Here is a 21,400-nt window from a genome sequence, read left to right as displayed (position 1 = left end):
TCATCCCATGCGATGGATACCTTGACTCATGCCTTAAGCGGTGCCTTGCTGGTGCGTGCAGCCGAGCCAGTGCTGCCGAGATTAAAAGCGCTACCAGTGCGTATCCGCCTCATCGCCGGCATGACGGCGGCAGCTTTTCCTGATATGGATGTGGTATTACGGTTAATTGATACGCTGATCTATCTTAATTGGCATCAAGGCCCCACCCATTCGCTCGTGATGTTGCCGCTGTGGGCATTTCTGCTGGCACATTTATTTTCCAAGGTTGCGCGTGGCCGTTATTCATGGCAGCTTTTTTTGATTCCGTCCGGTCTTGGAATTGCCATTCATATCACAGAAGATTTGATGACGTCTTATGGAGTGATGCTGCTGGCGCCTTTTTCTACCGAACGATTTTCTCTGCCGCTCGCGTTTGTCGTTGACTTATGGTTCAGTGCCATTATCATCTTGGGGCTGGTCATGAGTTACATTTTTCCAGAAAAGAAGTCTATCGCTGGTTCTGCGCTCATTTGCCTGACGATGTATGTGATATTTTTAGTCTCTTTGCATGAACGGGCTAGGGGCATTGGTCTGGCTTATGTCCAGAAAATGGCTCTCCCTGCCGCAGAAATCAGGGTGTTACCACAGCCTTTTTCGCCTTTTAACTGGCAAATCGTTGTCATGCAGGAAGAAATTTATCATATTCTATTAGTTAAATTGTCATCTGATTTCTCGGCGGCGTTTCCTGATCATGGCGTGCTATCGGAAATGCTTGCCGTTTATCAGCCGCTGAATTCAGCAAAGTGGCAACAAGTTAAGCGGTTTGGTGATATTCCTGCTGATACCATGCTGGTACGTGAAGCCTGGCATCAGCCTGCCTTGGCAGATTTCCGACGGTTTGCGGTATTTCCACAATTCGATAGAATTGACACCTCTGAAAAAGGAGTATGTATCTGGTTTTATGATTTACGGTTTAAATTTCCCATACTGCCCCCATCGTTTCGCTATGGCGGGTGCAGAGAAGACGGGAGCACTAAGTGGTATTTGCAACGTCAAAAAGGCGCTTTTTGGATTGATTAAACGGGTTTGAGCTATGTTTATTCTAGCTCATGACGCATTATTTTCCCTGGAAAGGAACATCATGATCGAAAGATCTGCGATCAAGATTTTGATTCTTGACGATGAGCAGTTTATGCTCAAATTGTTGGCACGGATGCTGGCAAAACACGGATTTACATCCGTTGTTTGCTGTGATAATGGGCCAGATGCATTAGTGCAGGTGGATAACGAGGCAACCCGGCCTGATCTGATATTGCTTGATTTGAACATGCCGGGAATGGACGGGATCGAATTTGTGCGTTATCTGGTTGATCGGCAGTTTACGGGCAGCTTGATTCTCGTGAGCGGCGAGGATGAGCGCATGCTGAGAACGGCTGAGAGATTGGTGCAGGCGCATAAAATACATATGCTTGGTTATCTGCAAAAACCTGTCCAGCCTGAAGCAATGCTGGCATTGTTGACACAATGGGCGCCACCAGTGCCAGCAAAACCATCTAAAGCTAAAAAAATATATAGCGCGGAAGAAATCAAAACTGCCATTAAAGAAGGCGCACTGATCAATTATTATCAGCCGAAGGTATCGGTTGCCAGTGGTGCAGTCGTGGGGGTCGAGACATTGGTGCGTTGGCATCATGCTGAAGATGGCCTCGTTTTTCCGGATCAATTTATCCATGTAGCGGAGGAACACGGCCTGATCAATGATTTAACTCAGTTCGTCCTTTTACAGGCATTTACACAAGCCAAAAAATGGCAACAGGCAGGGTTTGAGTTACGCGTTTCCGTCAATGTTTCTATGGATAATCTGACTTCTCTGGATTTCCAGGATCACGTTGTTAAGCTTGCTGCCGACATCGGAATTTTACCGCAAAAACTGGTGCTGGAAATCACTGAGAGTCAGTTGATGGGGGATATGCGCGTATCGCTCGAGATTCTGACGCGACTGCGCTTGAAGCGCTTTCAGCTTTCCATCGATGATTTTGGTACCGGACATTCTTCATTGGCGCAGTTACGCGATATTCCCTTTGATGAGCTCAAGATCGATCAAGGATTCGTCCACCGGGCCTGGAAAGATGAAACGCTGCGTGTGATTTATGATGCTAGTCTGGCATTGGCCAAACAATTAAATATGGAATCAGTGGCGGAAGGGGTTGAAGATAGGGATGACTGGGAATTACTGCGCCGTACTGGCTGTGATCTCGCGCAAGGTAATTTTGTCTCAAAACCATTATTGGCCGAAGAAATTCCAGAATGGATAAAAGTGTGGCTAAACAGGGTACAAACGGAGCTTTTGGTAGTTAGCACAAACTGATTAAGTTGCTATAGCTGACTAAGCTGATCATAATGATGCTGTAAGTGATCTGTCATGAAGGTGCTGATAAAGTAATAGCCGTGGTCATAGCCATCATGGCGGCGGATTGTCAGGGGTTGCCCATGCAGCCGGCAGGCTGCTTCAAAACGATCTGGCTGCAATTGTTCTGCCAGGAAAGGGTCCTTGAGACCTTGATCAATGAGGAGCGCAGGTAGTCGATGCCCCGCTTCGATTAAGGCGGTTGCATCATGTTTGCACCAATTTTCGCGAGATGCGCCCAGATAATGACTGAATGCTTTCTGGCCCCACGGGCAGTGTTGCGGAGCAGCGATCGGAGCAAATGCTGAAACGGATCGATACAGATCTGGATTGCGCAGCGCAAGTGTTAAGGCGCCATGGCCGCCCATCGAATGGCCAAAGATACCGACACGATTTTGCTGTGCCGGGAAATGGGACAAAATGAGCTGGTACAGCTCCTGTGTCACATAACTTTCCATCCGGAAATACTTTGACCAAGGTGCTTCAGTTGCATCCAGATAAAATCCTGCACCCGCACCCAACTCCCAATCGCCTGCTTCACCTGGAATACCTGTCTCGCGAGGGCTAGTATCCATGCTGACCAGCATGATACCGAGTTGAGCAGCCATACGTTGTGCGCCTGCCTTGATCATGAAGGTCTCTTCCGTGCAGGTCAGTCCGGCAAGAAAGAAAAGGACGGGTACTGAGCCGTGCTGAGCCTGCGGGGGTTGATAGACCGAAAATCGCATTGGCAAACCGATGGTTTCTGATAAATGCTGATAGAAACCTTGTGTGCCTCCAAAACAGCGATGGGTGCTGCGCGTTTCCAGATGAGTCGTCATGCTGTTAGTAAATGACGACCGAACGGATGGATTGGCCTGCTTTCATCAATTGGAAGCCTTCATTGATATCTTCCAGCTTCAGTGTATGCGTAATCAAGGGATCGATCTTGATTTTTCCCTCCATATACCAGTCGACGATTCTGGGAACATCAGTGCGACCACGAGCCCCACCGAAGGCAGAACCTTCCCATTTACGACCTGTCACCAACTGGAACGGGCGCGTGCTGATTTCAGCGCCGGCTGCTGCCACACCAATAATGATGCTGCGCCCCCATCCCTTGTGCGTACATTCCAGTGCCTGACGCATGACCTGCGGATTGCCGATGCATTCAAAGCTATAGTCGGCACCCCCGCCTGTCAATTGCACGATGGCATCGACAATATTCTCTGTTTCATTGGGGTTGAGGAAATGCGTCATCCCGAATTCCCGCGCCATTTTTTCGCGCGCCGGGTTGATATCCACACCGATGATTTTGTCAGCTCCGACCATCCTGGCGCCCTGGATGACATTCAAACCAATGCCGCCAAGGCCGAATACCGCGATATTGGCCCCGGCTTCTACTTTAGCGGTAAAAACGACCGCCCCAATGCCAGTAGTGACCCCACAACCGATATAGCAGACCTTATCGAAGGGGGCGTCCTTGCGAATTTTGGCCAGTGCAATTTCAGGTACGACTACATAATTGGAAAAAGTGGAGGTACCCATATAATGCAGGATCAGTTTTCCATTGAGTGAAAAGCGGGAGGTGGTATCCGGCATCATGCCGCGACCCTGAGTACTGCGAATGGCCTGGCATAGATTGGTTTTTCGGGACAGACAGAATTTGCATTCACGACACTCCGGCGTATACAAGGGAATGACATGATCGCCCTGCTGCAACGATTTGACATCAGGACCGGTATCAACCACGACACCTGCGCCTTCATGTCCCAGGATGGCTGGAAATAATCCTTCCGGATCAGCGCCGGAAAGGGTGTAATAATCGGTATGGCAAATGCCGGTTGCTTTGATTTCAACCAGGACTTCGCCGGCTTGGGGAGCCATCAAATCGACTTCTTCAATCGTGAGAGGTTGTCCTGCCTGCCAGGCAACAGCGGCACGTGTTTTCATACTCGATGATTCCTTTTTGTTTGATCAAATGATATTAAGTGCTCTTCCAGAACGTCAGGTAGTCAGCATTCAAAGTCGAGCCAGCTATGGTCAAAATATTAACGTATCATTGGCGTGATAGGAAGTTTTTTTGTCAAGAATTCAGCATGAGTTAGTGAAAACGCAGTTTCGATAAAACGCAGTTTCGATACAACGAAGTTTCGCTAAAATGCAGTTTTGCTAATACAAAATTGTAGCATACAGCAGATTCATTTATTGACCCCGAGCTGCACCATGCCTGCTTTGATTTGCTCCTCAACCCACTGGACAAACAAGGGATGTGACGCAAATCCTGAGACAAGCTCATATTCCAATCCAGCCAAAAACTTTTTCTCATGCCCTTCGTTCATAATTAATCCGTGCAGAAATAACAAGCGCGCTTCCTGCTTGCTTTTGCGCTTCTTTACTCATGGTACGAATTTTTTCAATCCAAGGATCACGCTTATCTGGCCAGTCTTCGCGCCAGGTTGCGACTCTGATTGCACGAAATTCATTACGCCTGTTTTGCGCATCTGCATAGCAAGTGTTTCCAGTGTTTGAAGCTATTGCTCGTTTTGCTGGTCATCTTCTGAGCCATGTGCCACCAGAGTGATGTTTTCTTTGGCCGCATCTTTAGATAAGGTGCGCGCACGATCAAGCAGGGCGGCGCGAATAGCGGATGTGCTCCCATTCCTCCTGTTGTTCGGATGGGTAAAGGAGTGCGGATGCGGGTAGGAATGTTTTTTACTATGCCATGCTGTACAAATCCTTGTCGACATGAACTTCATGGGCAGATGTGTTTTGAGCCTTGTTTTCTATATCCAGCCCGACCATGCGTTCAATCTCGCGCCGAAAGCTTTCTTCCATCATGGTAAAGCTCCGCACGATAATGGCTGCTTTGGCACCGCGTCGTTCCAGCTTGCGTATAGCACGCTCAATAGTGGACTGATCTGCCATCGAAAATACGAATTCGATCTGGTAGCGATTCATCAATAGCTGTGCTGCTTCGCGCATTTGCTCATTCCAGTCAAAATCCGCGCCATGTGCCAGAGCACCACCCTAATATCCTCCGATGTGAGTGGCTGACTCAGGCTGGCTTCGCGCTGTAACCAAACGCTCAGGCTGCCGATGTCGCTTTGATTATCGGGTAATAAACGCATGCCAGCGGGTAACAATTGTTTGAGCTTGCTATCAAATAAGATCATGCTGTCATGCTTGGGGCCAAGATGAAACGATACGACGATGGCTTGGGTATTATCGTCCCATTCCTGTGCTGCACGGCTGTTAATGATTGCTTGTTGCAGTAGCGCAGCGTGCTGTTTTGTTTCTTCGTCTTTTACCTCATAAGCGATGATTACCTCAAGTGATTTAAAACTAAAACCAGCAGCGGCTTTTCTGTGATGCGCTGCCAATCCTTCTGCATTTTTTGTGCATTGACGGGATCAGTTGCGCTATATCTAACAACAAGGACATGGGCGTTCGAAGGATGTTCCATAACATGGAACTTATCCATCAAATCTTCAACTGCAAAAAAACTTTCACCGTAAGGATGGGTATATGAAACAGATACAGCCAATGGCTGACGTGACACCAGCTCACGCGCGAGCTGGTAACGTGGGTTGGCTGCGGAAATAAATTATGATTCTATTCTCTGCAAATGGACGCAAATGCATCCCGAATCTCTTCATTGCTAACAAAACCGCGATCCGAAGCCAAAACGAGTAAAACCAGTCTGATTCTGGGATGGATTACTTTTATTGGCTAGAGCATGGCTAGCCAAAATTATCAGCGCTAAAACAAACAGACTTGTCTGGTAAAAGTATTTCAGGATTACGATGTGCTTGGGTATGTACATGATTTCCCTCCCTAGTTACGCACCAGGCGCTGTCGTCATGAAGATACAAAGCTGTTATAGCCTATTAAGAATGATTCAAAAAGAATTCTCATCTAAACCAAACATGAAGTGAAGGCAAGCTGTAAACAATATCAATAATACAGCAAGAAGAGCCGACAAAGTTATGTTTGATTTAGCTGGTAAGGTGCAATAAGTGTAACGCATTGCACCAGATGGTAAGGTAGCACATACGGCGCAATGCCCGATAGTTATTGCGCCTTACGCGGGTTGCCCTATCGAACACAAATAAGCGCTGTCCATAGAACTGCGTAAACAACCGAACTGTCGATATGTTCTTTAATCCTATATATTCTAAATCATTCTTAACTGGTTAAGCTATATATCATTTCTATATTGTGTAAGATAAGCAGTGATTTTAGGGCATCTCTGGATTTTTAGAGGAAGTACCCTTTAGTCTGAAATTATATCTTAGGCAGCGTCACACCTTGCTGAAATTGGTATTTACCGTTCCTATCCTTGTAAGAGGTTTCACAGATTTCGTCCGCTTCGAAGAAGATCACTTGGGCAACACCTTCATTAGCATAGATCTTGGCGGGTAGCGGGGTGGTGTTGGAGAATTCGAGGGTGACGTAACCTTCCCATTCTGGCTCAAAAGGGGTGACATTGACAATGATTCCGCAGCGGGCATAAGTGGATTTCCCGAGGCAGATTGTGAGAATACTGCGCGGAATGCGGAAGTACTCGACGGTGCGCGCAAGAGCAAAGGAGTTGGGGGGAATGATGCAGACCTCACTTTTAACATCCACGAAGGAATTCGAATCAAACTGCTTGGGGTCGACAATCGTCGAATTCAGGTTGGTAAAAAGTTTGAATTCATCTGAGCAGCGAATATCGTAGCCATAACTCGAAGTGCCATAGGAAACGATGCTGTTGCCATCTTTGTGCTTGATTTGTGCAGGCTCGAATGGCTCGATCATACCGTGCTCGATGGCCATCTTGCGGATCCATTTGTCTGATTTAATGGTCATATCAGGAATTAGTCATTCTCCATAATTATTTTAGTAAACACCTCAGAGTAGTCCTTTGATAGGTTGGCGATTTTGACTGCTACCCGCCGTGCAACGGTACGATAAATTTCGGCAATCTGTCCGTCTGGTTCAGCGATTACTGTGGGTTTTCCTGAATCGGTGTGCTCGCGGATTTTAATATCCAGCGGCAGGGCGCCTAACAGCTCGACCTCATAGTCTTTGCACATTTTTTCTCCACCTCCTGTGCCAAAAATCGGCTCGGTATGGCCGCATTTTGAGCAGGTGTGCATGCCCATGTTTTCCACGATACCCAAAATCGGGACGCCGACTTTTTCAAACATTTTCAATCCCTTGCGGGCATCTAGCAATGCGATGTCTTGGGGAGTGGTCACGATGACCGCACCGGTCACGGGCACTTTCTGCGCGAGCGTCAATTGAATATCGCCAGTACCGGGCGGTAGGTCAATCACAAGATAATCGAGGTCATGCCAGCGGGTATCATTCAACAGTTGCTGCAAGGCCTGCGTTACCATCGGACCCCGCCATACCATCGGAGTTTCTACGTCGATCAATAGCCCGATGGACATGGCTTGAATACCATGGGCACGCATCGGCTCAATCGTTTTGCCATCCGGTGATTCAGGTTGACCGCTGATGCCAAGCATCTGGGGTTGTGATGGGCCATAGATATCCGCATCCAGGATGCCGACATTGGCGCCTTCAGCAGCGAGCGCAAGCGCAAGATTGACCGCAGTCGCCGATTTGCCAACACCCCCTTTGCCGGAAGCGACAGCAATCACGTTTTTCACCCCGGGAATCAGTTTAACGCCGCGTTGCACGCTATGCGGGATAATCTTGCTACTGACATTGACAGTGACATTGCCGATAGCCGGAATAGTTTTCAAAGTATTGCTGACTTGCTGGCGGATCGATTCGATCACGCTTTTGGCCGGGTAGCCCAGCTCGATATCAAGCGAAACATTGTTGCCATCAATTTTGATGTTATGTACTTCCTTGCTGGTGACGTAGTCTTTACCCGTGGTAGGGTCGATGGTTTCTTTGAGGGCGGTTTCTATTTGTTGTTCTGTAATCGCCACGATGCCACTCCTTTATGCAGAGCATGATTTATTGAAATGATTGATGTTAACAAATATCGGGGGAAAGTATCCAGTTTGTTACAATTCACCTTCCCGAACATTCAACATACCGACGATCGATGAACACACGCAAGATGCTGATTACTTCCGCGCTGCCTTATGCTAACGGCAGCATTCACCTTGGCCACCTGGTGGAATATATTCAAACCGATATCTGGGTTCGCTTCCAGAAAATGCAAGGGCACACCGTTTACTACGTGTGTGCTGATGATACACATGGTACGCCTATCATGCTGCGCGCCGAGAAAGAAGGCATGACGCCGGAAGCACTGATTGCCCGGGTGCATGGTGAGCATTTGCGTGATTTTACCGGCTTTCATATCCAGTTTGATAACTACTACAGTACGCATTCACCAGAGACCCGTCAGTATTCGGAAGACATTTACCAGAAACTGAAAGCCATGGGGCTTATCAAAGTGCGCGCCATTGAGCAGCTTTATGATCCAGTTAAGAATATGTTTCTGCCGGATCGTTTCGTAAAAGGGGAATGCCCAAAGTGCGGTGCGCAAGATCAGTATGGTGATTCCTGCGAAGCCTGTGGCGCAGCCTATGCGCCGACAGAATTAAAAAATCCTTACTCTGCGGTTTCGGGTGCGGCCCCCGTGAAAAAAGCCTCTGAGCATTTCTTTTTCAGTTTATCCGATAGCCGCTGTGCAGATTTCCTGCGCCGTTGGACACGGGAAGCTAACCATCTGCAAGCAGAAGCGGCCAACAAAATGCACGAATGGTTAGGGGAGGCTGGAGAAAACAAACTGTCTGACTGGGATATCTCACGTGATGCGCCGTATTTTGGCTTTGAAATACCCGGTGAATCCGGCAAATATTTTTACGTCTGGCTTGATGCGCCCATTGGTTATATGGGCAGTTTCAAAAATTTGTGTGCGCAGCGTGGCATCGATTTTGATGAATTTTGGCAGAAAGATAGCACTACCGAGCTGTATCATTTTATCGGCAAAGACATCCTGTATTTTCATGCGCTCTTCTGGCCGGCCATGCTGGAGAATTCAGGCTATCGCACACCCACCCAGATTTTTGCGCATGGTTTTCTTACTGTGAATGGTGAAAAGATGAGCAAATCACGTGGTACCTTTATTACTGCGGAAAGCTATTTACAGCAACAGCTTAATCCGGAATGGCTGCGTTATTACTATGCTGCTAAACTGAACGGCACACTGGAAGATATCGATCTCAATCTGGAAGATTTCACCGCACGCGTGAATTCGGATCTGGTCGGCAAGTACATCAATATCGCCAGCCGCTGCGCAGGATTCATTACTAAACGGTTTGACGGTAAACTGGTAGCGGGCGAAGAATATCGCACGTTGCAGCAAATGATCGATGAGCGCTTCGCTTCCTGGCAGTCTGGCGTTATCGAACAAGCCTATGAAGAGCGGGATTTTTCTGCCGCCGTGCGGCAAATCATGAAGCGCGCAGATGAAGTAAACGAACTGATTCAAGAGCTGGCGCCCTGGGACATCGCCAAAGAGACTGCGCGCAACAACGAATTACATCTGGCCTGCAGCCTGGGCATTCAACTGTTCTATTTGCTTTCGTGTTACCTGAAACCGATTCTGCCTGCCACAGCAGCAAGAATTGAACATTTCCTCAACTGCGCATCACTTCTCTGGCCGAAACAAGAAACCGGCCAAGCTTTATCTACCGTGCTCTTGCCTGCAGGGCACGTGATCAATCCCTACCAGCATCTGATGACGCGCATTGATGCTAAACAAATCAATGCATTGATTGAAGCCAATAAACAAACTATTGCCCCAGCTTCTGATTCTCACTCACGCGTGCGTCATTCAGAAGCGCAACAGCATATCCAGCAACGCGCGATTACACCGATCGCAGAAATCATCTCGATCGACGATTTCAGCAAGATCGATCTACGCATTGCTCGCATTGTTAATGCCGAACATGTGGAAGGTGCGGAGAAACTACTCAAACTGACCTTGGATATTGGCGCAGAGCAGCGCACCGTGTTTGCTGGTATTAAGTCAGCTTATGATCCAGAAAAGCTTAAAGGTCGTCTCACCGTGATGGTCGCTAACCTCGCGCCGCGAAAAATGAAATTTGGTTTGTCGGAAGGGATGGTGCTGGCAGCAAGTGATGAGGGCAGTGGGGGAGGGCTGTTTTTACTTTCACCCGATGAGGGTGCGCAGCCGGGGATGCGGGTGAAATAAACACGCTGAGGCCCTAAAATCGTCATGCCCGTGAAAGCGGGTATCCAGCTTGTTGACTACCCAGGGTTTCCGCCTGCATAGGAACAACAAGATTGGAACTATTCAACCGATCCTACCTACTGCACCTATAGACCAAATTGAGGTAATCTTACTAGTAAATCAATACTAACGGCTTCGCATCAGTAACCCAGTTACTAAACCGAATTATGTTGTTGAGTGCGAGTAATTTTACCTTGTCTTTACGGCTAATCCTTCAGCAAATTCAATATTGCTCTTGGAGAAGGTGTTGCCAAGCTGTGGATCATTTGTATGATAACTATCGGTGATATTTTATAAACTAAGGTATGTATGATGATTCTATTAACTGAAGAGATAAGGGTCTTCATAAAGCGATCACCCTAAACAGTTAGGAAGATGTTTTAGCTTTTGTGGAGAAAATCGCCTTAAAGAGAGAGGTTGATCGATTCACGGTAGTGAACGAACTACAGAAGGACGATATAAAACTTGCTGAGGCAATGGAATAAATAGAGCTTTTCATAAAACTGTGAGCGAACATAGCTGCTGTCATCGGTAATTTTAGGATGGCATTGTCAACTAAGCAATACTAACGGTCTTAGATCTGCAGCACGATCAGCCCGTGTAGGACGCAATCATTATGCGCTTTATGATACAAATGGTGCAATGCGCTTCGCTTATTACACCTTACCTCCTAAACCGATATCACATTTGTCAGAGCGAAGATTATGTGATCAGTCTGAAAGCTCGCTATTTTTTATCAAAGAGGAACTATTCGATGTTGCAAAATAAAGTTCTTTTACTTGTTTCCGTTCTGATGCTGACTATACTTATCAGCAATCCAGCTTGGGCTAAAGGTGGAAACCGGGTTTATTGGATAGCCGCGGATGAAGTATTATGGGATTATGCGCCTTCCTTTCCTGCTAATCCGATGACAGGCAATGAATTTACTGCAGATGAGCGTGTATTTGTCGAGCAAGGAATTGGCCGGCGATATTTAAAGTCGGTCTATCGAGAGTATACCGCCGGGTTTGGTGCGGTAAAACCGCGTGTCGCTGAGGAGAAGCATCTGGGTATACTTGGGCCTGTCATTCGGGCAGCCGTGGGAGACAGAATTACGGTTCATTTTAAGAACAATACCCGTTTTCCAGCAAGTATCCACCCGCATGGCGTGCGTTATTCCAAGGAACACGAAGGCGCTGCCCATTCAGCAGATGACAAGCATACATCTGGTGGAATCGTGAAGCCGGGAGGAAAGCACACTTATATTTGGGAAGTGCCAGAGCGCGCAGGCCCTGGTCCAAATGATCCTTCTTCCATCGCCTGGGTTTACCATAGTCATGTCAATGAATCTGCCGATACCAATGCCGGGCTGATTGGTCCGCTCATTATCTCAAGTAACAAAGAGAAACCACTGGCGGTAGATCGTGAATTTATTTCCCTTTTTACGGTATTCGATGAAAATGATAGCTTATATCGTGATATCAATCTTTCCACTTGCACAGGTTCTTGTGATCCCAGAAGCGAAGAATTTGAGGAAAGTAATTTGAAACATGGAATTAATGGATTGGTTTATGGCAATAATAAAGGGTATGTGATGCGCAGTGGTGAACGGGTGCGCTGGTATATCATAGGCATGGGAAGCGAAGTCGATCTTCATTCGCCGCATTGGCATGGCGCCACTTTATTGCATAATGGTAATCGCGTGGATGTAACTGAAGTGTTGCCAGCGGCTACCAAAACGCTGGATATGCAGCCAGATGTCAAGGGCAACTGGATGTATCATTGCCATGTCAATGATCACATCAAGGCTGGCATGACGACGACTTTTACGGTCGAATAAAAATAGCGGTCACCAGAAGAAAAATGGTAAAGGTTTTGTAAATCGGGTCAATAACAAATTTATAATGACTTTATCATGCTCTTATATAATCTAATGAGCCCGTGTACTGCGTAGGACGCAATCATTATTGCGCCTTTGATACAAATGGTGCAATGCGCTTCGCTTATTACACCCTACCTACTCATTTCTTTGCGATTGAGTTTGTATCTATTTCGCTTATTTCAAGCTAGGTATGTTTTGTTGCCTGATATAGGCTCTCAGCTTTTCATCCTTCACGGTATCTTCTCCTCCCTCTCCACCGACGGGTTCCCCACCGCCAGTTTGCCCAGCATTAGAAAGCATGCAAGCAAACATGCAAGCGACTTCAGAAAAGATGCTGCTACAATGGCTGCCTATTCGTGTGCATCTACACGGGCCGACCGAATCATATCCAGCCTGTTGGCATTGCATGATTTGATTAGCTGCATCCAAGCAATCCATCACACCATCGACACTTTGCCAACCTTCGACAGTGCCGTCAGTGGATGTGCCATAAACAAACGTGCTTGATTCGCATGTGGAACTTCTATTCCAGGTGCAATTTTCCTGGTTTTCATAAGAACAACCGGGTGATGCTCCGTAGGAAGAATATAATCCTTTGATACAGGATCCTTTCTCTAAATCGGTAGATCCTCCAGGAGCCAGGCTGAAATTATAGCTTGAGCTGTTGTCAAAATACCACCAATCAGGATAACCGCTCAACGTGACATTGGCTGACATATTACATATTCGGTAGTCAGCAGCGTGACTATGTGTCACAGAAACGCTTAGCAATAGGCCAAATATTATAGATTTCGCTAATAAATTCATTATTTTTTTCGTTTTAATAAAATATTCCAAATCATCATGATTTATAGCGGCATCTAAGCTGTAATCTGAAGGATAACTCGTAATATCTTTTGCTTAATCTGGTTCTCTTTCTGATACCAGAATCAAGTGACAAGCACTGACAGGCACTCATGGATAAAATAAAGTTATTTTTGCGAGCATCCACTTCGCGGATTGCCAACTTACCCCGTCTCGTCACAATACTTGGTTGTCCACAAAAAATATTTCCTTAGCTATCAGCTATATGCTGCGTCAACATTTTTTGTTCTCTCTTTGTCTCGTTCAGAACTATGAATTTTTAGAGGCGTCCTAAAGATAATCCATAAGTATTTATACGTATTTACTCACTTTCATAATTGGAGTTAACTTATGAAAAAACTTATGGGTATTGATCTGAAAAAAATCAATTATCTACTTTAAGAGGTTAGAGCGTCGATCATTACGGCTACTGATAGTGACTTAGGTAATAAGCATTCAGGCTACAGGCTGAGATGGAAAAGATGAGGTAACGCAGTAGCTGATTACTTCAATTATGACACTCTCTCGGTTTTAAATCGGTATCGACGCTGCGCATAGACAGAAGGAGATTAATCATGCAGCGATTAGTCCTTACTCTTTGTGTGGGAGCGCTTGTAATTATTATTTCTGCGCCAAGTAGCGCCGAGTCTGTAACAATAGCAATATATTCAGCGGTAAACGCTCAGAACTCTGGGCAAAACCCCGCAATTGACCTTGGTTTTGAGAACTGCAACACCAGCGCTCAAGCTAGTTGTGAGAGTAAAAAAAGAAAAGGGAGCTGTGAACCTTTATCTGCTTTCCCAGTGATCGGCTGGAAGATGCATTCTGACAAAAGCGGCAGCAACGATATCGCAAAATACGACCCGATAAAAGTTTCTGCAAAAGACGAGAAGCAAATGCTCAAGGTCGCTTCAATAGGTAATAGAAGGGGTATTTTCCTGGAGCTATCCAACCTGAGATCTGATGCAAGGCGCATGCTCTCAACATGGCTATGGATCAGAAGCGGTCAAATTGCTATAACGCTGCAAGGCAGGAATATACGACCTGTGTCATGGGATACTAAAGCAAGTGCAGAGGAACGGCTGCGGATCTGTACCAATGAAGCAGCATTGGCTGATTCTATCGTCATCAATAATCAAGGGGAGAGAGGAAATAGATTCGAGGAGAATCAGATAGCAATTCGTGATATTCCTTAGCAAGCGGTGCGTGTAGAAAAAGATAGTAATCCCATTTCTAAATTAAAACCCACATTGCCGGCTTTACCGTGCCGTATTATTGATATTGTCTGCGGCTCGCCTGCGCGCCATGTTTGATTTGGAAATGGAATAAGCCCATTGAGGTGATTAAGAATTTTTCTTCTTCTTCGATTAATAAGGTAAGCATGACAAAATTCCAATTGGTCACTGAATGGCGCATCAGTGCCTCTTTAGCCGAGGTGTTTGAGGCGATTACTCATTGCCTTGATTGGCCAAAATGGTGGCTGGGCAGTGAGAAAGTGGAAAAACTTGTTACGGGCGATAAGAATGGAGTAGAGTGTGTGCATCGTTTTATCTGGAAAGGGCGGATTCCTTATCGGCTTGTTTTCGATATACGTGTGACGCGAATCGTTCCTTTGAAGTTAATAGAAGGGCGGGCCAACGGTGAAGTGATTGGAACTGGGCGATGGAATTTTTTTCATGAGGATGGTGTGACGGTTGTGCGCTATGAGTGGGATGTGCACCTTAATCGGTTGTGGATGAATCTCGTTGCTCCACTTGCGCTGCCTTTGTTCAGATGGAATCATCACCAGGTGATGCAACAAGGAGCCAAAGGATTAGCCCACTTGTTGCATAGTAGATTAGAGTCCGTTCACACCTCAATACCCTCACCATGAGGGGTTGCTGGTTCGCACGAGGTGTTATTCTATTGCTAAATTAAAACTGACTTTGTCGGTTTCACCTTGCCGTATTATTGGATACTGCCTACGGCTCGCCTTCGCGTCATTTTTGATTTAGAAATGGAATTAGCAATTATAACTGCCTTTTACTTGATTTAGTCCGGTGGCTTCTTCCAGGTTGCTTTGATTACTCTTTTCAGCAAAAAAAATTTCTACGTCAGCTAAATTCCGGGTGCGTTTCATCGGGGGCAGGCTTTGCCAGATACGCTTGCCATAAGATTGAGTAATCAGACGGGGATCACAGATCATCAGCACTCCTCGATCCTTTTCATCCCGGATGAGGCGCCCGGCCCCTTGTTTCAGACTGATGATGGCGCGAGGCAGCTGGTACTCCATGAAGGCATTATGACCTTCTTTATTGATTTTTTCGATACGTGCCGAGAGGACTGGATCGTCTGGGGAGGCAAACGGCAGCTTGTCGATGATGACTAATGAGAGTGCTTCACCCCGTACATCGACCCCTTCCCAGAAGGATTGGCTACCAATGAGAATGGCGTTGCCTAACTCACGGAAGCGATCTAACATCGTGGAGCGTGATCCCTGTCCTTGCAGCAAGAGCGGATAATCAAGCTGTTCCTGTCCGAATGTTGCTTGTAATAGCTCATAAACTTGCTGCATCGCGCGCAAACTGGTGCATAAAAAAAAGGCGCGGCCACGGCTTGCCCGCAATACTGGCAGGGCAGCTTTGACTACGCATTCGGAATAGCTGCGGTTATTAGGATGAGGAAGGTGAGTTGGGACATAAAGTAGAGCTTGATTCGGAAAATCAAATGGACTGCTCCAGCAGATTGACTGAGCCGCCCCTAATCCCATCGCATGCTGGTAATGAGAAAAATCATTTTTGACTGCCAAAGTGGCTGAAGTAAATATCCACGCACGCGGCGAGGCGTTTAATTGTTTATTAAATATTTCAGCAATAGATAAGGGTGTGGCATTGAGCTGTAAAGCATGATTGAACGTTTCCACCCAGCGAACATAACCTTCATTTTCAATTTGTTCACACCAGCGTTTGATGCTGGCATGAAGGGCAGTAGCACGGCGCCAGCAGTTTTCCAGCCCTTGTGAGCGTACCGCTTGATTTTCAAGCAGGCTGACCAGTAGCATGAGTTTTTCCTGGAGAAGCGCGAGCGTATCTTTAAAGTCAGGGTTTTGCATCACGGCAGCAGATGGCAAGCGCGTGTTTTCTCCAGCTATAGTTAATCGTAAGTCACGCGTTGCCTTTTCCATAGCAGCCACTGCTTCAGGAAGTGGCGTGAAGTCTTTGGCATTGAGCAAGGCTTCCATTTCGGTGTCGCGCGCGAGTTCCAACAACTGACTGGTGCTGACTGATTCACCGAAAAACAGACTGGCCACTTCTGGCAACTGATGGGCCTCATCAAAGATGACCGTATTGCAGGCAGGTAGAAGCTCTGATAACCCTTCATCGCGCAGCATCACATCAGCAAAGAACAAATGGTGGTTGACTACAACCATATCGGCTGAGAGCGCACGTTTGCGTGCTTCCATTACAAAGCATTGCTTGTAATTCGGGCATTCCGAACCAAGGCAGTTATCTCGAGTGGAAGTCACATATTGCCATATCGCTGCATTTTCCGGAACTTTGCTGAGCCCGCTTTTATCACCATGGTAACTCGACTTGGCATAACGTTCGATCAATCCAAGATATTTGACTTCCTCACGCGATGCGAAATTAAGGTGATCAGATTGTAATGTTTTTTCCAGATGGTAATGACAGATATAATTAGCTCGTCCTTTGAGCAGTGCCACGGTGACCGGGATTTTAAGTGCTGCACGAATGGTAGGAATATCCCGATTAAACAGTTGATCTTGCAATGTTTTAGTGCCGGTAGAGAGAATCACTTTGCCGCCCATCAATAAGGTGGGTACCAGATAAGCAAATGTTTTCCCGGTTCCGGTGCCAGCTTCTGCTATTAATACACCATGATGTTCAATGATATGAGCAATGACTTGAGCCATTTGCGATTGCTGAGTACGAACTCGATACCCTGGTATTGTGTGGGCTAGCAGGCCGTTTTCAGAAAAAATAGTAGCAAGATCGGACATGGAATAAATTTTGTCAGCTAAAATGATACTCTTATTTAGAATGGGTAATGGACACGATAAATGAACTAAATTCTATTCTGCACGTTTTAAAACAACTCCTGAGAATAATCATGAACGGGTTGATTACTTTTATGTGATAAAACCCTATTAATTCCATTTTCTCAATCAAAACTGGTTTTGCCGGTTTCACTTTGCCGTATTATTGATACGGTCTGCGGCCCGCCTTCGCGTCATGTTTGATTTGGAAATGGAATAAGAGCTTTCATTTAGCACGCTTGATGTGAAATGATTATCTTTATCTCGTTTTTGTACCGTCTCTATTTCATATTATTCCTATGATGTGGATAGGCTGACAACCTGACTATAACAAGCATTTTCCTGAAAAAAAGATTTTCAGGATGACTTACACGTGTAATGAACAATTATTATATTCAAATTCTCGTTTTTTTCATTTTACTTGGCTCATCTGTCGTCGTGGTTGCAGCCGAGCAGTTGAGTGGTTCAAAAAAGAAACTACCGGTATTTATAGAGGCTGATGAAATAAAAGGTCATCCTCACGAAGAAGTGGAAGCGATAGGAAAAGCTAAATTGCAACGTGGCGATCAAGTGATATCAGCCGATTATATGAAATATCTTCCAGACACAAAAGATGCGATTATTGATAGCAAAGTCCATCTTGAACGTGAGAAAGATGTGTTGGAAGGATCTCATCTCAGGTTGAATCTCGAAACGCTGAGAGGGGAGCTTGGCCAGCCGAATTATTATTTAAAAGAAGGGGGAGGGCGCGGCAGTGGAAATTTATTTTTGTTTGAAGGAGAAGATCATTACCGGCTAAAAAACGGTAATTATACCACTTGCCCAATCGGAAACGATGATTGGTTCATCCGGGCGGAAGACTTGGAAATTGATGAAGAGAAAGAAGTCGGTACTGCACGTCATGTTAGGGTTGCCTTCAAGGATGTGCCCTTTCTTTATTTACCGTGGTTAAATTTTTCCTATAGCGGTAAACGAAAAACAGGTTTTCTTGCACCCGTTATGGGCAATACGGCGCGAAGCGGTGTGGAAGTGTCACTGCCTTTTTATTGGAATATTGCACCTAATTACGATGCAACGATTACGGCACGTGCTATGAGTAAGCGCGGCATCATGTTCGAAAATGAGTTCCGCTATATAGGCGAAACGCTGGGTGGGCAAGCGCTTCTCGATATACTGCCTAATGATCTGATCACTAATGAGACGCGTTATGGTGTTTTCTTGAATCATGCTCAGTATTTCGGTAAAGGCTGGTCAGGTAATGTTGACTATAATCACGTTTCTGATCGTGATTTTTTTCGTGATCTTGGCACTAACGTTAACCTCACTGCCAGAACCAACCTTTTACAACAGGCGAGTACTTCCTATAATGGTAGCTTAGGCCAGAAGGGTGCGATAAGTTTTACCACACTTGTCCAGAGTTTTCAAACACTTCAAGACCCTAGAAGTCTCATTGTCCCGCCCTACAAGCGTTTGCCTCAGTTTACCTTGACAGCATCACAGCGTGATGTTTATGGATTGGATTTTGATTTGACGAGTATCTGGACGAACTTTTTTTTCGAAACCCAACGATTGCCAGATGGGCAGCAATTAAAGCTGGCCGATGGATTGCGCTTAGTACTTTTTCCCAGCGTTAGCTTGCCTTTGCAAACGGCATTTGGCTATATTAAACCTAAGGTAAGCTTGCATCACACGCGATATAATTTAAATGAACCTGTAAGTGAAAATGGAGATTCCAATATCAATCGTACTGTACCACTATTCAGCCTCGATTCGGGTGTAGTATTTGAGCGGGATACCAAATTCAGAAATGAAAATTTTGTACAAACGCTTGAGCCACGCATTTTTTACCTCTATGTTCCCTTCCGCAATCAGGATAATAGTATCTTCCCCAACTTTGAATCAGCGGAGATGGATTTCAGTTTTGCCCAAATTTTTACTGAAAACCGGTTCAGCGGGCATGACCGGATCAATGACGCCAATGAGATTACTTTGGCATTGACTTCGCGTCTTATTGAATCAACAACAGGGAATGAGCGACTACGGCTTGCAGTCGGTCAGAAAGTACGTTTTTCAGATCGCGACGTGGTGCTAAGCGGGCAACAAACCACCAGTAATAAAACAGACTTTATTGCAGCTATTTCTGGAAAAATCACCCCGATGATCACGACTGACACGAGTGTGCAACTCGATGAAAGAGAATTCCGCATAGAAAAAATTCGCACTGGCGTAAGTTATCATCCAGAGCCCGGTAAAGTATTCAATCTAGGCTATCGTTATACTAGAGGAGTGCCTGGAGTAGTGCAAAGTACTAATTTACTATTTCCGGTTCCAGGAGCACCTCTGGAACAGGTCGATGCATCCACTCAATGGCCCTTTCTGAAAAACTGGCAAGGGATGGCAAGCGTGAACTACTCATTGCAGGATGATAAGCTTTTAGCTGGACTGGTAGGGGTAGAATACAATTCATGTTGCTGGACATTGCGTATGGTGCTAAATAGGTTTATTACCGCAACGGAGAGAACTTCTACGGCATTTTTTGTCCAACTCGAATTAAATGGCCTGATGCGAGTAGGGAATAATCCGATACGGGTATTGCGCCAGGGTATTCCAGGCTATACACATACAAGCCAACAGTTCTAAATAAGATGAATACTTACTCATACATAATCGGAATAAATGGGAATGGTGAAAAATATACGCAGAATAGCTAACCATCATATTAACCAGGCAAGTTTTGCTTGTCAGATTATGTTGATGCTAATCATTATGGCAATAACCGGGAAAGCGGTTGCACAACAAACTGTTGTTGCCCTCAGCCAAGCCATACCAGTTGATCATATTGTTGCTGTCGTTAATGAAGAAGTGATTACTCGTACTGAGCTCAATGATGTGATTCAAAATACCGTCAGACAATTGCAGAAACAGGGAATACAACTGCCACCTTTTGATGTGTTGGGAAAACAATTGCTAGAACGTCTCATCCTGACGAGAGCCCAGTTGCAGCGTGCCAAAGAACTGGGCATATCCGTTAATGATACTGAGCTTGACAAAACGATACGCAATATCGCTAAGGAAAATAAGTTATCGATGGGGGAATTCTATGCAGCGCTCGATCAAGAAGGGATTGGTTTGAGCCAATTCCGGGATGAGATACGCAATGAAGTTCTTATGGCTCGATTAAAAGAACGTGAGGTAAACAGCCGGATTAATGTAACAGAAGGGGAAATAGATAATTTTCTGCGGACTCAGGAAACCTCATCAATTGGTAATGATGAATATCATGTTGCCCATATTCTGATCCAGATCTTGGAACAAATGGATGCAGCACAGATTGAAGCGAAGCGCCAACGCGCAGAAGCTGCCATGAGAAAATTACAGGAAGGTGTGGAATTTGCGCAAGTCTCAGCGGAATTTTCCGATGCCCCCAATGCGATGCAGGGAGGAGACCTTGGATGGCGACCCATTATGCAGATGGGACCCTCTTTTGCTGAAATACTGGTGAAAATGCAGCGTGGTCAAGTAACGCCCATCATTCAAAGTCCTGTCGGTTTTCATATTCTCAAATTATTGGGTCGACGTCCACAGGAAACTCCGGTGGTCATTATCAAGCAAACAAATGCCCGTCATATTCTGATCAAAATCAGTGAGTTGATATCAGAAGATGATGCGCATCGCATGATCATGCAAATTAAAGATCGCATTGATAAAGGGGCTAATTTTGCAGAAACAGCGAAAGCTCATTCTGAAGATGCCAGCGGCTCAAGCGGCGGAGATCTAGGCTGGCTTTCTCCTGGTGATACGGTTCCTGAATTTGAACAGGCTATGGATGCGCTTTTACCTGGCCAAATCAGCTCTCCTGTAAGGAGCCAATTTGGCTGGCATTTGATTCAAGTGATCGAGCGTCGATCACAAGATGTCAGTAATGAGCAGGAACGCCAAACTGCACGCAAGGCGATTCATGCAAGAAAGGCAGAAATGGTGATGCAGGAGTGGTTACAGCAGCTACGCGATCAGGCTTATGTTGAATATCGAGCCGAAGATATTTAACAGTATAGCCAGTCG

The 21,400-nt window shown here is 45.9% G+C and carries 18 protein-coding genes; 8 read left to right on the top strand and 10 right to left on the bottom strand.

All coding sequences use genetic code 11. The features are described 5' to 3' along the window. The first annotated feature begins 12 nt into the window (after positions 1 to 12). Together AAW31_RS13560 and AAW31_RS13555 are read left to right on the top strand one after the other, a co-directional pair. The gene (locus tag AAW31_RS13560; protein WP_046850631.1) at positions 13 to 1,059 is read left to right on the top strand and encodes a metal-dependent hydrolase; all 1,047 of its coding nucleotides are present in this window, start codon (positions 13 to 15) and stop codon (positions 1,057 to 1,059) included. Between the two features lie 61 nt (positions 1,060 to 1,120). Continuing rightward, on the top strand, positions 1,121 to 2,347 hold the full coding sequence (locus tag AAW31_RS13555) for an EAL domain-containing response regulator (protein ID WP_046850630.1): 1,227 nt from the start codon (positions 1,121 to 1,123) through the stop codon (positions 2,345 to 2,347). Between the two features lie 8 nt (positions 2,348 to 2,355). Here the strand turns inward: AAW31_RS13555 and fghA are convergent, their stop codons facing one another. The 8 genes from fghA to apbC form a co-directional block, all read right to left on the bottom strand. Next, positions 2,356 to 3,207 (bottom strand): S-formylglutathione hydrolase, encoded by an 852-nt coding sequence (gene fghA / locus AAW31_RS13550; protein ID WP_046850629.1) that lies wholly within the window; start codon positions 3,205 to 3,207, stop codon positions 2,356 to 2,358. Positions 3,208 to 3,211: 4 nt separating this feature from the next. Continuing rightward, positions 3,212 to 4,318 carry an S-(hydroxymethyl)glutathione dehydrogenase/class III alcohol dehydrogenase gene (locus AAW31_RS13545; protein WP_046850628.1) on the bottom strand — a complete coding sequence of 369 codons (1,107 nt, stop codon included), beginning with the start codon at positions 4,316 to 4,318 and terminating at the stop codon, positions 3,212 to 3,214. 248 nt (positions 4,319 to 4,566) lie between these two features. Further along, positions 4,567 to 4,707, bottom strand: coding sequence for a hypothetical protein (locus AAW31_RS21445; RefSeq protein ID WP_158441541.1), 141 nt, complete (start codon positions 4,705 to 4,707; stop codon positions 4,567 to 4,569). A 192-nt stretch (positions 4,708 to 4,899) separates the two neighbouring features. Further along, on the bottom strand, positions 4,900 to 5,115 hold the full coding sequence (locus AAW31_RS20890) for a hypothetical protein (protein WP_144412971.1): 216 nt from the start codon (positions 5,113 to 5,115) through the stop codon (positions 4,900 to 4,902). Beyond that, complete coding sequence (locus AAW31_RS13540; RefSeq protein ID WP_046850627.1) at positions 5,084 to 5,350, bottom strand: hypothetical protein; 267 nt, start codon at positions 5,348 to 5,350, stop codon at positions 5,084 to 5,086. The genes AAW31_RS20890 and AAW31_RS13540 overlap by 32 nt, the downstream gene beginning before the upstream one ends. Beyond that, entirely contained in the window at positions 5,326 to 5,748 is a 423-nt protein-coding gene (locus AAW31_RS13535; RefSeq protein ID WP_046850626.1) for a hypothetical protein, read from the bottom strand. Before AAW31_RS13535 ends, AAW31_RS13540 begins: the two co-directional genes overlap by 25 nt. A gap of 904 nt (positions 5,749 to 6,652) precedes the next feature. Continuing rightward, positions 6,653 to 7,219 carry a dCTP deaminase gene (gene dcd, locus AAW31_RS13530; protein ID WP_046850625.1) on the bottom strand — a complete coding sequence of 189 codons (567 nt, stop codon included), beginning with the start codon at positions 7,217 to 7,219 and terminating at the stop codon, positions 6,653 to 6,655. A gap of 8 nt (positions 7,220 to 7,227) precedes the next feature. Beyond that, positions 7,228 to 8,316: an iron-sulfur cluster carrier protein ApbC gene (gene apbC / locus AAW31_RS13525; RefSeq protein ID WP_046850624.1), complete on the bottom strand. Its 1,089-nt coding sequence runs from the start codon at positions 8,314 to 8,316 to the stop codon at positions 7,228 to 7,230. Between the two features lie 119 nt (positions 8,317 to 8,435). Between apbC and metG the strand changes: the two genes are divergently transcribed. Then, positions 8,436 to 10,559 (top strand): methionine--tRNA ligase, encoded by a 2,124-nt coding sequence (gene metG, locus AAW31_RS13520; RefSeq protein WP_046850623.1) that lies wholly within the window; start codon positions 8,436 to 8,438, stop codon positions 10,557 to 10,559. A 793-nt stretch (positions 10,560 to 11,352) separates the two neighbouring features. Next, entirely contained in the window at positions 11,353 to 12,417 is a 1,065-nt protein-coding gene (locus AAW31_RS13515; protein ID WP_046850622.1) for a multicopper oxidase domain-containing protein, read from the top strand. Positions 12,418 to 12,633: 216 nt separating this feature from the next. On the opposite strand, the gene AAW31_RS13510 is transcribed toward AAW31_RS13515, so the two are convergent. Continuing rightward, the gene (locus AAW31_RS13510) at positions 12,634 to 13,215 is read right to left on the bottom strand and encodes a hypothetical protein (protein ID WP_144412970.1); all 582 of its coding nucleotides are present in this window, start codon (positions 13,213 to 13,215) and stop codon (positions 12,634 to 12,636) included. 662 nt (positions 13,216 to 13,877) lie between these two features. Between AAW31_RS13510 and AAW31_RS13505 the strand changes: the two genes are divergently transcribed. Together AAW31_RS13505 and AAW31_RS13500 are read left to right on the top strand one after the other, a co-directional pair. Continuing rightward, positions 13,878 to 14,498 (top strand): hypothetical protein, encoded by a 621-nt coding sequence (locus AAW31_RS13505; RefSeq protein ID WP_046850620.1) that lies wholly within the window; start codon positions 13,878 to 13,880, stop codon positions 14,496 to 14,498. Between the two features lie 185 nt (positions 14,499 to 14,683). Then, on the top strand, positions 14,684 to 15,175 hold the full coding sequence (locus tag AAW31_RS13500; RefSeq protein WP_046850619.1) for an SRPBCC family protein: 492 nt from the start codon (positions 14,684 to 14,686) through the stop codon (positions 15,173 to 15,175). Between the two features lie 129 nt (positions 15,176 to 15,304). Here the strand turns inward: AAW31_RS13500 and AAW31_RS13495 are convergent, their stop codons facing one another. Continuing rightward, positions 15,305 to 17,302, bottom strand: a complete 1,998-nt coding sequence (locus AAW31_RS13495) for an ATP-dependent DNA helicase (protein ID WP_046850618.1) — start codon at positions 17,300 to 17,302, stop codon at positions 15,305 to 15,307. Positions 17,303 to 17,716: 414 nt separating this feature from the next. Here AAW31_RS13495 and AAW31_RS13490 point away from each other — a divergent pair, with 414 nt between their 5' ends. Beyond that, entirely contained in the window at positions 17,717 to 19,978 is a 2,262-nt protein-coding gene (locus AAW31_RS13490) for an LPS-assembly protein LptD (RefSeq protein ID WP_046850617.1), read from the top strand. Positions 19,979 to 20,020: 42 nt separating this feature from the next. Next, positions 20,021 to 21,385: a peptidylprolyl isomerase gene (locus AAW31_RS13485; RefSeq protein WP_082110573.1), complete on the top strand. Its 1,365-nt coding sequence runs from the start codon at positions 20,021 to 20,023 to the stop codon at positions 21,383 to 21,385. The last annotated feature ends 15 nt before the right edge of the window (positions 21,386 to 21,400 follow it).

It is taken from the genome of Nitrosomonas communis, assembly GCF_001007935.1.
Lineage (GTDB): Bacteria > Pseudomonadota > Gammaproteobacteria > Burkholderiales > Nitrosomonadaceae > Nitrosomonas > Nitrosomonas communis.
Note: the sequence above shows the minus strand (reverse complement) of the source record. Positions and strands in the feature narration are given on the sequence as shown.

Coding starts and splice junctions, on each gene's coding strand:
- AAW31_RS20890 (WP_144412971.1), bottom strand. CDS start 5,115: ATGTCGACAAGGATTTGTACAGCATGGCATAGTAAAAAACATTCCTAC.
- AAW31_RS13495 (WP_046850618.1), bottom strand. CDS start 17,302: ATGTCCGATCTTGCTACTATTTTTTCTGAAAACGGCCTGCTAGCCCAC.
- AAW31_RS13540 (WP_046850627.1), bottom strand. CDS start 5,350: ATGCGCGAAGCAGCACAGCTATTGATGAATCGCTACCAGATCGAATTC.
- AAW31_RS13515 (WP_046850622.1), top strand. CDS start 11,353: ATGTTGCAAAATAAAGTTCTTTTACTTGTTTCCGTTCTGATGCTGACT.
- AAW31_RS13490 (WP_046850617.1), top strand. CDS start 17,717: ATGAACAATTATTATATTCAAATTCTCGTTTTTTTCATTTTACTTGGC.
- AAW31_RS13560 (WP_046850631.1), top strand. CDS start 13: ATGGATACCTTGACTCATGCCTTAAGCGGTGCCTTGCTGGTGCGTGCA.
- AAW31_RS13500 (WP_046850619.1), top strand. CDS start 14,684: ATGACAAAATTCCAATTGGTCACTGAATGGCGCATCAGTGCCTCTTTA.
- fghA (WP_046850629.1), bottom strand. CDS start 3,207: ATGACGACTCATCTGGAAACGCGCAGCACCCATCGCTGTTTTGGAGGC.
- AAW31_RS13545 (WP_046850628.1), bottom strand. CDS start 4,318: ATGAAAACACGTGCCGCTGTTGCCTGGCAGGCAGGACAACCTCTCACG.
- AAW31_RS13505 (WP_046850620.1), top strand. CDS start 13,878: ATGCAGCGATTAGTCCTTACTCTTTGTGTGGGAGCGCTTGTAATTATT.
- AAW31_RS13485 (WP_082110573.1), top strand. CDS start 20,021: ATGGTGAAAAATATACGCAGAATAGCTAACCATCATATTAACCAGGCA.
- dcd (WP_046850625.1), bottom strand. CDS start 7,219: ATGACCATTAAATCAGACAAATGGATCCGCAAGATGGCCATCGAGCAC.
- AAW31_RS21445 (WP_158441541.1), bottom strand. CDS start 4,707: ATGAACGAAGGGCATGAGAAAAAGTTTTTGGCTGGATTGGAATATGAG.
- AAW31_RS13555 (WP_046850630.1), top strand. CDS start 1,121: ATGATCGAAAGATCTGCGATCAAGATTTTGATTCTTGACGATGAGCAG.
- metG (WP_046850623.1), top strand. CDS start 8,436: ATGAACACACGCAAGATGCTGATTACTTCCGCGCTGCCTTATGCTAAC.